Source organism: Photobacterium kishitanii (assembly GCF_003026355.1).
GTDB classification, from domain to species: Bacteria; Pseudomonadota; Gammaproteobacteria; order Enterobacterales; family Vibrionaceae; genus Photobacterium; species Photobacterium kishitanii.
This window is the reverse complement of the sequence record NZ_PYON01000003.1, coordinates 75,894-91,282: the sequence shown is the minus strand read 5'-3', so window position 1 is coordinate 91,282 and position 15,389 is coordinate 75,894. Positions and strand designations below refer to the sequence as shown.

Sequence of the window (15,389 nt, the reverse complement as noted above, 5' to 3'; positions counted from 1 at the left end):
GACTATTCCTTCCTTATCCTGATTACAGCTGTACGCCAGAGAAAGACATAAAGCCTAACGCCATAAGACCAACAGTGATGAAGGTAATACCTAAACCACGAAGACCCGCAGGTACATCTGAGTATTTCATCTTCTCACGGATACCCGCAAGCGCAACAATTGCCAACATCCAACCAACACCAGAGCCGAAGCCGTAGACGATTGATTCTGTGAAGTTGTAATCACGTTGCACCATGAAAGATACACCACCGAAGATCGCACAGTTAACTGTGATCAACGGTAAGAAAATACCTAGCGCGTTGTATAGCGGCGGGAAAAAACGGTCAAGAACCATTTCAAGGATCTGAACCAATGCCGCGATAACACCAATGAACGTAATGAAGTTCAAGAAGGTAAGGTCAACACCTGGGAAAATCGCACCATCTTTAAGTACGTAGTTGTACACAAGATTGTTTAACGGTACAGATAATGTAAGTACTACGATTACCGCAACACCTAGACCAAAAGAGGTCTTAACTTTCTTAGATACAGCTAGGAAAGTACACATACCCAAGAAGAAAGATAACGCCATATTCTCGATAAAAATCGAGCGAATCAATAGGCTAATATAATGTTCCATATTCCTATTACTCCTTCGCTTCTATTTGTTCTGGACGGAAAGTACGAATAATCCAGATCATGAAACCAATTAGGAAGAACGCAGAAGGAGCCAACAGCATCAGACCGTTCGGGTGGTACCAACCGCCATCAGAAGCCAGTGGTAATACCTGCATACCAAATAACTTACCTGAGCCTAAAAGCTCACGGAAGAAAGCAACAGTAATTAGCACAAAACCGTAACCTAAACCGTTACCGATACCATCAAGAAATGCTGGTACTGGTGCTGATTTCATTGCGTATGCTTCCGCACGACCCATTACGATACAGTTAGTAATGATCAAACCAACGAATACAGATAGTTGCTTTGATACATCGTAAAGGTAAGCACGTAATACTTCGTCAACCACGATTACCAATGATGCGATAATCGCCATTTGCGCAATAATACGCACACTGTTTGGAATTTGATTACGAACTAATGATACAAAAAAGTTCGAAAATGCAGTTACCAATGTTACTGCAATTGTCATTACAAACGCAGTTTCTAACTTAGTAGTTACCGCTAACGCTGAACAAACACCAAGAATTTGTAATGCAATTGGGTTATTGCTGATAAAAGGTCCAAACAGGATCTTTTTCATTTCTTTAGTATCAGCCATTATTCAGATCTCCTGCACGTAACTTAGCAAGGTAAGGACCAAAGCCCTGTGCACCGAACCAGAAATCGAAGGTATGCTGTACGCCGTTACTTGTTAGCGTTGCACCAGAAAGACCATCAACTTGGTGATCAGTACCTACAGGTGCACCACCCTTAAGGATTTTAATTGCAGGTTTGAAGTTCATATCGTACAACTTCTTACCAACAAACTGCTCACGCCATGTTGGGTTTTCAACCTCACCACCCAGTCCAGGAGTTTCCGCCTGATCATAGTAAGTGATGCCATCAATAGTATTACCATCAGTTGCAACAGCAACGAATGCATACATCATTGACCATAAACCATTACCGTGAATAGGTAGGATCACCTTAGTTAGCGTGCCAGCTGCATCTTTAACAAGATAAACAGTCGCTACGTTTGCACGACGAATGATCTTTGCTAAATCTTCGTTTGCTGGAAGTTTGATAGATTCTTTATCATTCTTCGCTGCTTCACGTTGATTGTATTTAGCTGCATTTTCGCCATCAACTTCAGCAACATAATTACCAGTATCAATGTTTACAAGCTTAGGCTCGATAAACTGGTTATACGTTTGTTTGATGTTAGTGTCTTTGTTTAGCAGACCCGCAACAGCAAGAATATTACGCTGTACGTCAAGTACCGCATTTTCTTGCTGTTTTGGACGTAGAACAACTGCTGCTGTAGATACGATGATTGAACACACTAGGCTCAATACTACAACAAAAATCAGCGTTCTTGAGAAGCTATCCTTATTACTTGCCATGACGAGCCAGTCTCCGTTTGATGTTGCCTTGAACAACTAGGTTGTCAAATAGAGGTGCAAATAGGTTAGCAAATAGAATCGCTAGCATCATACCTTCTGGATATGCAGGGTTAACTACACGTACCATTACAGCCATTGCACCGATCAATGCGCCGTACCACCATTTTGCTTTATTGGTGAACGCAGCTGACACTGGATCTGTCGCCATAAACATCATACCAAACGCAAAGCCACCAAGAACTAGGTGCCACTGCCAAGGCATGTTGAACATTGGGTTAGTATCTGAACCGATAATGTTAAATAGCGTTGCAGCAACGATCATACCGATCATTGTACCGGCGATAATACGCCATGAAGCAATGCCCATAATAACAATAAATGCACCACCGATAAGGATAGCAAGTGTTGATACTTCACCAATTGAACCTGGAAGATGACCAACAAAAGCGTCCATCCAAGTGATTGATTGACCAGTAATAGTGTTAACTACGTCTGCTTGACCACCTTGAGACCACTGACTTAGCGGTGTCGCGCCAGAAAAACCATCCGCCGCATTCCATACTAGGTCACCAGAAATCTGACCTGGGTATGCGAAGAATAGGAAAGCACGACCAGCAAGTGCTGGGTTAAGGAAGTTACGACCTGTACCACCAAAAATTTCTTTTGCGACAACAACACCAAAGGTAATACCTAAAGCTGCTTGCCAAAGTGGTAGTGTTGGCGGAACGATCAAAGCAAATAAGATCGACGTTACAAAGAAACCTTCGTTAACTTCGTGCTTACGTACCATACAGAACAACACTTCCCAGAAACCACCAACCGCAAAAACTACTGCGTAGATAGGTAAGAAGTAAGTTGCACCAAGTAGCATCTTGCTACCCCAACCAGCAGACGCTGATAGCGTACCGCCAAGCATTTGGGTAAACCAGTAATGCCAGTCAGCAGCAATAACTGCTGTTAGTTTATCTGCAGTGTATAGGTGGTTAAGACCAGCAATCGCTTGATCACCCACGTTATACATACCCCAGAACATCGCTGGGAATACCGCAAACCATACCATGATCATGATACGTTTTAGATCGATACTGTCACGCACGTGCGCAGATGAACGCGTCACTTGTCCCGGTGTATACATAAGAGTGGCAAACGCTTCATACAACGCAAACCAACGCTCATGCTTACCACCTGGTTCAAAGTGGTGCTCGATACCTTCGAGGAAATTCTTGAAACCCATGAATTACCCTTCCTTCTCAATTTTGTCCAGACACTCACGCATCATTGGACCAAACTCATATTTACCAGGACATACGAACGTACATAGTGCTAGATCTTCTTCATCTAGTTCTAGTAAGCCCAACTGTTGTGCACTGTCAATATCACCGGCACAGATATCGCGCAGTAATAATGTTGGTTCAATATCAAGCGGCATTACTTTTTCGTAATTACCGATTGGCACCATAGAACGCTCACTACCGTTAGTCGTAGTTGTCATATTGAACAACTGACCTGGGAAGAACTGGCTCATAAAGGCGCGAGTAACAGAAAACTTGTTTTTACCAGGAACAATCCAGCCTAAGAATTCTTTTTCGTAGCCTTCACGTAGTGCAGAAACTTGTAAGTGATAACGACCAAGGTATCCATGAACACCTTCAGCTTTAACACCGTTAAGTACTGAACCTGATAGCACACGCAATTGACCAGGCATCATTTCTGAATCAGTTAACTCAGAAATAGAAGCACCGATTTGTGTACGTACCAAACGTGGGTTAGTCACAACAGGACCTGCAAGTGCTACTACACGATCAGTGAAAATTTCACCAGTCAGGAACAACTTACCAAATGCAATCACATCTTGGTAATTAATGTTCCATGCAATATTCTTGGCATCAGCACCGAACAACATATGAATATGTGTACCGGCTAAACCTGCTGGGTGTGGACCGTTAAATACATGCTCTTCAACGTTAGCTTCAGCCGAACGAGGTAAGCTTGCACCTGATTTACATACGTAAACTTTGCCACTGGTCAAACGTGAAAGCACAGTCAAACCAGCAATGAACGCATCATTTTGCTCATTGATGATTATTTCTGGGTTAGCCGCTAACGGATTAGTATCCATCGCAGTAACAAAAATCGCTTTCGATTCTGAACCAACAGCAGGTACTTTACTGAACGGGCGCGTACGAAGCGCTGTCCACATACCAGATTCAACTAATTGATCAACGACAACTGCACGATCTAGTTGTGCTAATTGAGCTGCATCATATTTGTTAAACGTAATTTGCTCATTACCTTCTACATCAATAACTACTGATTGTAGAACGCGCTTAGCACCACGATTAACTTCAACTACCTTGCCGCTAGCTGGAGCAGTGAATTTAACACCCGGGTTCTTTTTATCTTCAAAAAGAACCTGACCTTTTTTCACTACATCCCCTACGCGAGTATGCATTGTAGGACGCATACCAACATATTCTTCGCCAAGCAAGGCGACTTTAGAAATGGCATTGCCATCATGTATCGCCTGGGCTGGAGTCCCTGAGATTGGGATGTCCAAACCCTTTTTTATTGTAATCATACGCACTTGCACTACATTAAAGGGAAAAAAGAATTTTCATATTGCGTAATTAAGATACTGCGTTCCTTGGCCTGATATCGATAAACAGGCAGTGACAACAACCACAGAACGACTCCGCATCGCAACATCCAGTTAACTATCTCGCTACAAACCTAATAAACGAGTAATTTTTCAGCCCGCGATTCTACCACTAATTAACTCGTTTTTTCTATGGTAATCCACGCGATTCCGTGTGAAAACCAAGCAACAAATAGGACGCAATAGCTTTATTGACTAATAAACATGATCAACTGCACATTTACAGGATATTTTTACATAAATATGAATTTTTTAAATTTATTAATTATTTAACAATGCTGTAAAAACCACCACTCAACAACACATGATATCAACATAAACACAAATTTATTATCAACCATGAGATAATCAGTATTATTTTTAAGAGATCTTTAACATTTTATCAATAATATTAATCAACCACAGTCATTACTGTAAGTCATTCAAAATGGCATAAAAAAAGCCGTTTAGTTAACGACTTTAGTAAAATTGATAGCTCTATCACTTATCAAGTGTTGAGCCACCATGACATTGGGGTGATGCTGGCGCATTCAGTTGTTGCTGCCATTCTGATTCAGTATAAGTATGAATCGCAAGTGCATGAATATGGTTTGCTAATTCATCAGCTAAACACTGATTTACCGCTCGATGACGGGTGATAAGCCGTTGACCTTCAAACTGAGCACTGACCACGACGACTTTGAAATGACTTTCAGAACCATCAGGCACATTGTGCATATAACTTTCATTGATTACGTCAACATGCACAGGATCAAAACTGTGCTTTAACTTTGCTTCGATTTGGGGCTGAATCATAATATCCTCAGTTTAAAAGCGATTTTTACCATAAACGACAACAATCGCGCATTATTATGGCGTTAACTTGATAGATTTCCTTTCAAGCCTTTCACTGTTCTGCGAAAATGCTCTACTATTTCGTCAACATACTCGAAAGTTATTATTAATGAAACCAGAGCTAACCTTGCACCAACGTACTTTAACGCTAACCCGTTTTCCAGTACGCAAAAATGAAACCCTGCAAGCATGGGATGCCGCAGATGAATATTTGATCAATTATTGCCACGCGATGGAACTTGATCCTCAACGTCCTGTACTGATCATCAATGATAATTTCGGTGCATTAAGTTGTTGGTTTGCAAATCAAGCCCAAGTCACTACCGTAACTGATTCATTTATTACTCAACAAGCCATTACTAATAACCTCAACGAAAACAATTTACCGACAATTGCGATTATCGATTGTTTAGCTGAGTTACCAATTAATCCACAATTAGTCTTAATTAAACAACCTAAAAATAATCGGCTACTTAGTTGGCAGTTACAACAACTGTGTCATCTATTACCACAAGATTGTGTGGTGATCACCGCAGGTAAAGTAAAAGAAATTCATTCATCAACATTAAAACTGTTTGAAAAATATTTAGGTGAAACTAAAACGTCACTCGCGGTCAAAAAAGCACGACTAATTTTCACTACTGTCAATAAGTCGTTAGCAGCTCCAATGCCACAGCCAACAAGCTGGACAGTACCAGAACATGATCTAACCATCACTAACTATGCCAATGTATTCTCAAGTGATAGCTTAGATATTGGCGGCCGTTTTTTGTTAGATTTCATTCAATCAAAGCCTCAATACAAAGATATTATTGATCTTGGCTGTGGTAATGGTGTTATTGGCATTAAAGCGGCACGTTTAAACCCACACGCTAATATTACCTGTGTTGATGAAAGTTTTATGGCGGCAGCATCTTGCCAAGAAAATGCACAATTAAACCTGGCGAGCACAGAAAAATTCGACGTTATGGTCGCTAACTGCTTAGATAACTTTAACAATCAAAGTGCTGATCTGGTGTTATGTAACCCACCGTTTCATCAAAACAATACCATTACCGATCACATTGCTTGGCAAATGTTCTGTGATGCACAACGGGTATTACGTCCACATGGCGAGTTGATCATCATTGGTAATCGTCAGTTAAAATACCATGAAAAATTAAATCGTATTTTCACTAAAGTCGACACCATTGGCCATAATGATAAATTTGTTGTCTTACGCGCAACAAAATAGACTAAACCTTATTGTCGTCTAAATAGACATTTAAACGACAATAGTTACTTACTTCCACGAATAAGCAAAGGGAATGCTTTATGATAAAAAAATACGTTCTGCTAGCATCAACATTAGTATTAAGTGCGTGTGCTGCAACACAACCCACACCACCGATTACATTAACGCCTACCGCTGTATTTACCTCACAGCCATGGGCAAATCATAAAGCCCTCAACCTTACCAGTGTTGATAAGGCACCGAATAGTTATATTGCGGCAATTGATAGCGGTACTGAAAATGTGCAAGTTATTCAACCCCAACAACCCGTTTCCACCACATTACGCCAAGCGTTAGCGCAACAACTTAGCGGCCAAGGATTTAGCATTACGGATAGTGCTACATCAACCATGATGGTTACTGTTGAAAAAGCCTTAGTCACCGTCAAACAAGGGCTAGTAAAATATAACATGCACAGTGAGTTACAGTTGCAATTAACAGTAAATACTCCTGATGGACAATTTATTAAGCGTTACTCAGGCCGTTCAAGCCGTGAAGATGCACTAAAGGCATCAGATAAAGATATTGCAACAAGCATGAATAAACTCATGAATTCAGTCCTCAACGAAATCGCTAGCGATAGCGAACTAAATAAATACCTTACGGAGAATGTATAAATGTCGCGTTTTTTATTAGCACTATGCTTGCTAGTTGCGTTACCTGTTAGCGCAGCCACAAAAGTGTTGGTTACAACCAATTTAGGTAACTTTACCGTTGAACTGAATGAAGCTAAAGCACCTATTACCACTAAAAACTTTCTACGTTACGTCGATGATGGTAGCTATGTAGGTACTATTTTCCATCGCGTTATTCCAGGCTTTATGGCACAAGGTGGTGGGTTTGATAAAGCATTAAAACAGCGCCCTAGCTACCCACCAATCAAAAATGAAGCAGACAACGGCTTAGCCAATAATATCGCAACAATTGCAATGGCACGCACTCAGAATCCAAACTCGGCTACGCGTCAGTTTTATATTAACCTCGCAAATAATGATTTCTTAAATACCCAAGGTAACCGAACAGGCTATGCTGTATTTGGTAAGGTAATAAAAGGCTTTCCTGTAGTTGAAAAAATGGCAACCATAGAAACAACAACAGATCTACGTACAGGTATGCAAAATATACCAACGCAACCGATTATTATTGAAGCGATGAAAGTCATTAAATAATGTGATTACGTCACCTGTACGTAGTCACTCACGTAACAGGTGACGTCTATGTTGACACTTGCTTATAATCGTCCTGAAATGCCAGAACAAGAACGGTGTTTGCAACAATTTGTTGTCGATAACGCTCCCGTTTTAGCACTCAATGCGATAGCTGCCAGCCATGGTGATATTAGTTATATTCAACTACAAAACTTATTTAACCATCAATTAGCACAATGGTGGACGCTACCCCATGACAACCCACAACCTGCAAATCAATATGAAGCAAGCTATTGGTCTTTAGTACAGACATTAAATGGTATAAGTGATTACCAGTTAATCGGAGATCGCTTTATTCAGCACAAAGTAGCAACCCTCAGCTGCTATTTACTCAATATTGGTCCATCCCCTGAAGTTACTGCAATAAATCGCCCTTAGTATTACTTATTTATATAAATCTGCGATTAAATAGAATTAAATAGTAAAATATTTGTCTGATAATCATCAAGTCAATGCGCATATTTTTGATAGCTGCTAAGCTTTAGTTTTACAACAAAAATCTCAAATATTCAGTATGCTAACGACGAGTATTGTTACGTTGGTTGCCAGAGGAAGATATGGATAAAGCGACACCTCAACAAAATACCCAAGGTTGGCGAGTTTATGCTAACCCTAAAGCCTTAATCATGTTAGCTCTCGGATTTTCATCAGGCTTACCAATCTTATTAGTGTTTGGTACCCTGTCTTTTTGGCTGCGAGAGGCTGATGTAAGTAAAACCAGTATTGGTTTTTTTAGCTGGGTAGCTTTAGCGTATGGTTTTAAATGGGCATGGTCACCACTTGTAGATCGTTTTCCATTACCTATTTTCTCACGCCTATTTGGCCGTCGTCGTGGCTGGATGCTATTTTCACAAATTGTGATTATTTTGTCATTGTGCGGTATGGCGTTAAGTAATCCTCAAACCGACCTGCTTCAATTTGCTATTTTTGCCATCATGGTCGCTTTTGCCTCTGCAACTCAAGATATCGTTATTGATGCTTTTCGTATTGAACTCGCAACCGAAAGAATGCAAGCAGCATTATCTGCAACCTATTTAGCAGGTTATCGATTAGCTATGATCATGGCAGGAGCCGGAGCATTAGCGTTTGCTGCATGGTTTGGCTCGGACACAGGTTATGATCCAAGTGGCTGGAAAAGCGCTTACTTTATGATGGCTGCCATGATGTTGATTGGCGTTATTACGACCTTGATTGTCAAAGAACCGACAATTGATAATCGTGCCATCGATTCTATAGAAGCGGATTACAAACAGTTACTGCTTAATAAAGGCTACAATAAGCACCATGCTAATTTGAGCGCGTGGTTCTATACCGCAGTTATTATGCCATTTCGAGATTTCTTTCAGCGTTACGGCAAAAATGCGCTACTGATATTACTTCTAATCAGCTGTTACCGTATTTCAGATATTGTAATGGGAGTAATGGCAAATGTGTTCTATGTTGATATGGGCTTTACTAAAAATGAAGTCGCTTCAGTATCAAAAATTTTCGGGGTCATAATGACCATTGCAGGTGCTGGACTGGGGGGGATTTTAGTCAGTAAATTTGGCACCCTCAAAATACTGGCACTAGGCGCACTGTTATCTGCGATCACTAACCTGTTATTTATTGTGTTTAGTTACGTCGGCAATAATATTGAAATGTTAACTGTGGTTATTTCAGCAGATAACCTCGGGGCAGGTATTGCAACCGCAGCATTTATTACTTTTATGTCGAGCCTGACCAATGTCGCATTTTCTGCCACCCAATATGCGCTATTTAGCTCGATAATGGTGTTATTCCCTAAATTTATTGCTGGTTTCTCCGGTGTCTATATCGATCACTTTGGCTATAACGTATTTTTCTTAACCACAGCATTAATGGGCATTCCAGTGCTGATATTAATTCGTATATTAGCCAATAACTCAGCGCTTAATATTGTCGCTACACCGACCCACCAGCCTTAAAAACCTGTTATAAAATAATCACGCCAAAGGAAGTTAGCCATCATAGCTAACTTCCTCTTTCATTATTCTCTAACATCGCCCTCCAAAAATTAAAGCCCGTTAGTCAATTAAGCACATTTAAAGTTCACTTTTATCATTACTCAATGGATCAATATCACACTTTACAATCAGTGTAATCGATTACATTAGATCATGATCACAAGTAGAAAAGGATGACGCAATCGTTTCATTCCCAAACGTGCAATAAAGCACTAGAATCAGCGCCAACAAAACGGGGCGGCCAAAATCCCACCATCTAGATCAACATGAGCGAGATATCAAGATGCGCAAATCACTAGTAGCATTAAGCGTTTTAGCAGCAACAGCACTACCTTCGTTAGCTAATGCGGCAGATTACTCTGACAACATCCATAAGAATGATTACAAATGGATGCAATTCAACTTAATGTACGCGCTAAAAGAATTACCTCGTCCTGCAGATGCACATTCAGGTCACGACTACTTAGAAATGGAATTTGGTGGTCGCTCAGGAATTTTTGATCTTTATGGTTACGTTGATGTATTTAACCTAACTAACTCTAGTAGCAGCGATAAAGCATCTTCACCAGATAAAATGTTCATGAAATTTGCACCACGCATTTCACTTGATGCATTAACTGGTAAAGATTTATCTTTCGGTCCTGTAAAAGAATTGTATGTTGCGACACTATTTAACTATGGTGGTAATAACGGCGGCGTTAATAACTACTTCGTTGGTCTAGGTTCTGACATTGAAATGCCATGGTTAGGCAAAATGGGCTTCAATGTTTACTCATTGTATGACATGAACAAAAAAGATTGGAACGGTTACCAAGTATCAACTAACTGGTTCAAACCTGTTTATACTTTTGAAAACGGCACTTTCATCTCTTACCAAGGTTACCTTGATTACCAATTTGGTATGAAAAAAGAATACGCATCAGCAAGCAACGGCGGTGTAATGTACAACGGCCTTGTATGGCATACAGATCGCTATGCGGTTGGTTACGGCCTCAAAGCTTACTACAATGTATACGGCATTAAAGACTCTGCGGGTCTTAAATCAACAGGTGTTTCACAATACTTCAGCCTATCTTACAAATTCTAAGCTGACGGTATAACACCATAAAAAAAGGCGCTGATAGCGCCTTTTTTGATCGCTGTTATTAATCACAATGTTATCATGCAATAAATTAGCTAAATAACGGACTCAACTGTGAACATAACCCTGTTAGGTGCTGGTGCCATTGGTGCATTATGGGCAGTAAAATTAACCCAACAGCAGCATAATGTGCAATTGTGGACCAGAAATTCTGCGACAGAAACAACGCTCCATTTTAGTGAATTGAACGCACCCAACACCAGTAATAACTACTCTTTCAACTGTAATGATCCTCATGCTCTCGCAGCCAGTGAGCTCCTTATTGTTACAGTCAAAGCATTCCAAGTCACCACAGCAATTACTCCACTACTGCCCTATTTGAGCGCTGATTGTGTAGTGGTTATTATGCATAATGGTATTGGTAGCCAACATCAAGTCCAACAATTATTACCCCATAATCCAATTATCTATGCCACCACCTCTCAAGCCGCTTTCAAATCGACCCCAACAACGGTTCATCATACAGGCTTAGGACAAACATCACTGGGGGCTATCAATCAGCAAGCACAAACACAATCCAATATTGCTAAAGTCTTTAACGCGGCATTATCTCCAAGCCAATGGCAAGCTAATATCTATCAACCGCTATGGCAAAAATTAGCCATCAATTGTGCAATTAACCCGCTAACAGCCGTAAACCAATGCTGTAACGGTGACTTAGCCCAAGCTTGTTATCAATCACAACTTGATAATATTTGTAACGAAGTCGCCCAAGTAATGACAGCGGAAGGGTTTAGTACCACCCAACAACAATTGCGCCACCAAGTTGATACCGTTATTACTGCTACCGCAGCCAATTATTCATCAATGAATCGTGATATTTTTCATCACCGCCTGACGGAAATCGACTATATTAGCGGTTACTTAGTCCAACAAGCTCAGCGCCACCACATTGACACACCAATAAATAAACAATTGTGGCAGGCGATTAAACACATGGAGTCACAAGACCATGAATGAATTATGTCCTCGTATTGTCGTTTGTATTGCCCCTGGCAGTGAAGAGATGGAAGCAATTAACACCATCGCTATTTTAAAACGGGCAGAGTTTGAAGTGATTGTTGCCAGTGCCGCCGAAGATGGTGCGTTGATAGTTGCGGGCTCACGTGGCATTAAACTGGTCGCTGATACCGCATTAATAACCATTGCTGATGACCAATTTGATGCAGTGGTATTACCCGGTGGCGTTGCTGGCGCCGAGCATTTTCGTGATAGTCCATTGGTGGTCGAGTTTGTTAAACAGCACCACTATGATGGTAAGTTAATTGCCGCTATTTGTGCGACACCTGCAATTATGTTTGCAGCTAATGATATGTTTACTAAAGCACTAATGACCTGTCACCCTGCTTTTCATCACCAAATTCCTGCAGCACAACTGCGTCCTAAGCGGGTGGTATATGACAAACAGGCGCGATTACTGACCAGCCAAGGCCCAGGCACTGCGCAAGAATTTGCACTTGATATTGTTACCCAACTGACTAACAAAGCCAAAACAGCACCTATCGCTGAATCAATGGTGGTATGGCCAAATATGCATTACGACGTCATGCCTGAGCGTTAATGTACGTTTTAGTTTAAAAATAAAAAGCCCTCAATGATCAGATCATAATGAGGGCTTTTTTAGAGGCTATAGTGGCCAAACAAGACCAATAGGCTTTAATTTACAGTGGACGATACACTTTCACGTTTTCAAAGCCATTCTCTTTCAAGTATAAAGCTTGTAAACGACTCATCACACCGTGAGCACAGTACAGTAAGTAAGTCTTATCTTTCGGTAAGTCACCAAACTGAGTAGCTAGCTTGTAGAATGGAATATGTTTCACTTCCACACCGTCTAATTCTAGCGGGCTTTCATCTTCTTCATCTGGGCTACGAATATCAAGCACGACAGCATCAGTAGCAATGAGATCAACGAGTTCAACCTCAGGGGCTTGTTCTTGGCTCTGTTTTTCGATTTCACGAATATCCATCACTCGTGCCTCATCTATAACGCGATCAAGAATCGTAAAGTCAAATTTCGCTTCTTCAATCTCAAGCTTTGATTTTACAGCTTTAACTGTCGGGCTCTTTGAGATCACACCACAGAATTCAGGCATAGTCGCTGCGAAATCTTCGGTACCAATCTGACGTGATACATCGATAATATCTTCTTTATCCCAATTAATTAGCGGACGAAGAATTAACGTGTCGGTCACGTTATCAATCATACGAAGGTTAGTCAGTGTTTGGCTAGAAACTTGACCTAATGCTTCACCAGTCACTAATGCTTGAATACCAAACTTATCAGCAACACGACCCGCAGCACGCATAAACATACGTTTTAGGATCACACCCATTTGACCATCGTCAACTTTTTCTAAAATCTCACCCACAACAGGATCGAAATCAACCGCAATAAATTTAACTTTGGCAGATGAACCGTATTTTTTCCATAAGAAGTGAGCAACTTGCTTAACACCAATCTCATGCACTGGACCACCAAGATTAAAGAAACAGTAATGTACTTTACTGCCACGTTTAATATGGAGATAGCTTGAAACACCTGAATCAAAACCACCAGAAATAAGGCTTAATACGTCTTCTTGAGTGCCTAGAGGGAAGCCACCTAAACCTTTATGACGGAATAATACTTGGTTAAGTAGATTATGTTCTATCTCAATATTAACGGTAATATCAGGTTTTTTAAGTTTTACCTTTGCGGACTCAATCGCTTGATTAAGACCACCACCGACATAACGCTCAGCTTCAATTGAAGTGAAGTCATGTTGGCCAACACGCTTTGCGCGCACACAGAATGTCTTACCTTCAAGGCTATCACCAACAAGTTCTAGTGTTTTCTCAAAGATATTATGAAGATCAGTAAATTCCGTCTGTTGAACTTCAAGTGAATGGTGAATACCTGGTGTTTGCGTTAATGCTGCAAGTACCATGTCACGTTTAGTTTCATCAGGTTCGTTCACTTCTAATGAAAAGCGACGGTTGTAAACACTAACAGACTCAGACTGACGCTTTAAAATAATGCGCAGGTTAGATTCAAGAATTTTGATAAAACGCTTACGTACAGAGTCACTTTTAACAAAAATCTCTGGATGTGGTTTAACTATAAATTTCATAACACACTTCGCTTCACTGGGTCTAAAGTACCAAACAGAATAAAGTACCAAACGGAATTAAAGGCGCAAATTATACAGCAAGGTGTCTGCCACTGAAACAAGGATATGCTAACAGCATCACTTATCTTACCGTGGCGCGCGATTATTATTGGCATTTATGTTGTGTTTACCTTAGTCACAATCATGCCAACCAGCAAATATCCCATCAAAAAACTCAATGATTAGTTGTTATCAGTGCTGACTTCTTTCGAATAGTAAGGTTTACCTTGTACAATTGAAATCTCAACCCGTCGATTGCGACTACGCCCCTCGATGGTTTTATTATCAGCAATCGGGGCGGTATCTGCCATGCCAACAACACGCATCCGTTGATGATTAAAGCCTTTTACTTGTTCCATCGTCTGAGCGACAGACACCGCTCGTTGAGATGATATATCCCAATTTGAACGATAAAGTTCAGAATCTAGCGGTTGATTGTCAGTATGACCACTAATACGAATGATGCCTGGCACATCTTTCACTAACTCTGTAATTTGTTGAATAAGTGGTATAAATTTAGGTTGTAAAAATGCAGAACCTTCTGGAAAAGCCCCTTTTTCTTTAATGCGGATCACCAATTGTTGACCAAACGATTCAATCTCTACGGTATCGTCAGTGATCTCTCGCGCTAATGCTTGAGTTAATACTTGAGTGATCTGATCTTGTGATTGAGCTTGCTGTTGTTGGTCGCGTTGCTCAAGGTCGGTATTATCATTTTTACCACCATCTAATGTAACCGTGTCTTTACGCGATCCACCTTCACGCTCTGATACGCCATCATGAAAATCTAAGGAGCGCTTAGTCATATCTATTGTCTGCTGCATGATCACTTCAATCGGAGTCGGTTCTGGGCGACCAGGACGAAATTCTTGAGCAATAACACTGGTGCCTTTCGGTATATCATTAACATCCAGTACATTTTGCACCCCAAATGCATATTTCATTGAGCCAGCAATTTGTTTAAATTTCAGTACATCCATTTCAGAAAATGACAATAACAACACAAAAAAACACATCAATAGCGTTGCCAGATCAGCAAATGTCGCCATCCATGGTGGGGAGCCTTTTTTATATTTTGGTGGTAAAGAATCCATCAT

General features: G+C 40.6%; 16 protein-coding genes. 8 read left to right on the top strand and 8 right to left on the bottom strand.

Annotation, left to right across the window (positions count from 1 at the left end):
* Positions 1-22: 22 nt before the first annotated feature.
* From nqrE to bolA, 6 genes are all read right to left on the bottom strand, one after another.
* Positions 23-619, bottom strand: coding sequence for an NADH:ubiquinone reductase (Na(+)-transporting) subunit E (nqrE, locus tag C0W29_RS04340; protein WP_036795777.1), 597 nt, complete (start codon positions 617-619; stop codon positions 23-25).
* Between the two features lie 7 nt (positions 620-626).
* Entirely contained in the window at positions 627-1,259 is a 633-nt protein-coding gene (locus C0W29_RS04335) for an NADH:ubiquinone reductase (Na(+)-transporting) subunit D (protein WP_045045575.1), read from the bottom strand.
* Complete coding sequence (locus C0W29_RS04330) at positions 1,252-2,043, bottom strand: Na(+)-translocating NADH-quinone reductase subunit C (RefSeq protein ID WP_045045574.1); 792 nt, start codon at positions 2,041-2,043, stop codon at positions 1,252-1,254. The genes C0W29_RS04335 and C0W29_RS04330 overlap by 8 nt, the downstream gene beginning before the upstream one ends.
* Positions 2,033-3,277, bottom strand: coding sequence for an NADH:ubiquinone reductase (Na(+)-transporting) subunit B (locus C0W29_RS04325; protein ID WP_036795780.1), 1,245 nt, complete (start codon positions 3,275-3,277; stop codon positions 2,033-2,035). Before C0W29_RS04325 ends, C0W29_RS04330 begins: the two co-directional genes overlap by 11 nt.
* Before the next feature lie 3 nt (positions 3,278-3,280).
* Positions 3,281-4,621: a Na(+)-translocating NADH-quinone reductase subunit A gene (locus tag C0W29_RS04320; RefSeq protein WP_045045585.1), complete on the bottom strand. Its 1,341-nt coding sequence runs from the start codon at positions 4,619-4,621 to the stop codon at positions 3,281-3,283.
* A gap of 558 nt (positions 4,622-5,179) precedes the next feature.
* Entirely contained in the window at positions 5,180-5,494 is a 315-nt protein-coding gene (gene bolA, locus C0W29_RS04315; RefSeq protein ID WP_045042684.1) for a transcriptional regulator BolA, read from the bottom strand.
* 148 nt (positions 5,495-5,642) lie between these two features.
* Between bolA and C0W29_RS04310 the strand changes: the two genes are divergently transcribed.
* From C0W29_RS04310 to C0W29_RS04275, 8 genes are all read left to right on the top strand, one after another.
* The gene (locus C0W29_RS04310; protein WP_045042685.1) at positions 5,643-6,767 is read left to right on the top strand and encodes a methyltransferase; all 1,125 of its coding nucleotides are present in this window, start codon (positions 5,643-5,645) and stop codon (positions 6,765-6,767) included.
* A gap of 80 nt (positions 6,768-6,847) precedes the next feature.
* Positions 6,848-7,423, top strand: a complete 576-nt coding sequence (locus tag C0W29_RS04305) for a YajG family lipoprotein (protein ID WP_230850425.1) — start codon at positions 6,848-6,850, stop codon at positions 7,421-7,423.
* Positions 7,424-7,975: a peptidylprolyl isomerase gene (locus C0W29_RS04300; protein ID WP_045045573.1), complete on the top strand. Its 552-nt coding sequence runs from the start codon at positions 7,424-7,426 to the stop codon at positions 7,973-7,975.
* 48 nt (positions 7,976-8,023) lie between these two features.
* On the top strand, positions 8,024-8,392 hold the full coding sequence (locus C0W29_RS04295) for a hypothetical protein (RefSeq protein WP_036795786.1): 369 nt from the start codon (positions 8,024-8,026) through the stop codon (positions 8,390-8,392).
* Between the two features lie 179 nt (positions 8,393-8,571).
* Positions 8,572-9,960, top strand: a complete 1,389-nt coding sequence (locus C0W29_RS04290) for an AmpG family muropeptide MFS transporter (RefSeq protein WP_036795787.1) — start codon at positions 8,572-8,574, stop codon at positions 9,958-9,960.
* Between the two features lie 322 nt (positions 9,961-10,282).
* Positions 10,283-11,086 carry a nucleoside-specific channel-forming Tsx family protein gene (locus C0W29_RS04285; RefSeq protein ID WP_045042687.1) on the top strand — a complete coding sequence of 268 codons (804 nt, stop codon included), beginning with the start codon at positions 10,283-10,285 and terminating at the stop codon, positions 11,084-11,086.
* A 108-nt stretch (positions 11,087-11,194) separates the two neighbouring features.
* Positions 11,195-12,100, top strand: coding sequence for a 2-dehydropantoate 2-reductase (gene panE, locus C0W29_RS04280; RefSeq protein ID WP_045045572.1), 906 nt, complete (start codon positions 11,195-11,197; stop codon positions 12,098-12,100).
* Positions 12,093-12,701 carry a DJ-1 family glyoxalase III gene (locus C0W29_RS04275; RefSeq protein ID WP_045042689.1) on the top strand — a complete coding sequence of 203 codons (609 nt, stop codon included), beginning with the start codon at positions 12,093-12,095 and terminating at the stop codon, positions 12,699-12,701. Before panE ends, C0W29_RS04275 begins: the two co-directional genes overlap by 8 nt.
* Before the next feature lie 100 nt (positions 12,702-12,801).
* Here the strand turns inward: C0W29_RS04275 and thiI are convergent, their stop codons facing one another.
* A complete protein-coding gene (thiI, locus tag C0W29_RS04270; RefSeq protein WP_036795792.1) occupies positions 12,802-14,253 on the bottom strand; it encodes a tRNA uracil 4-sulfurtransferase ThiI in 1,452 nt (483 codons plus the stop codon).
* A 221-nt stretch (positions 14,254-14,474) separates the two neighbouring features.
* A complete protein-coding gene (locus tag C0W29_RS04265) occupies positions 14,475-15,389 on the bottom strand; it encodes a flagellar motor protein MotB (RefSeq protein ID WP_373455552.1) in 915 nt (304 codons plus the stop codon).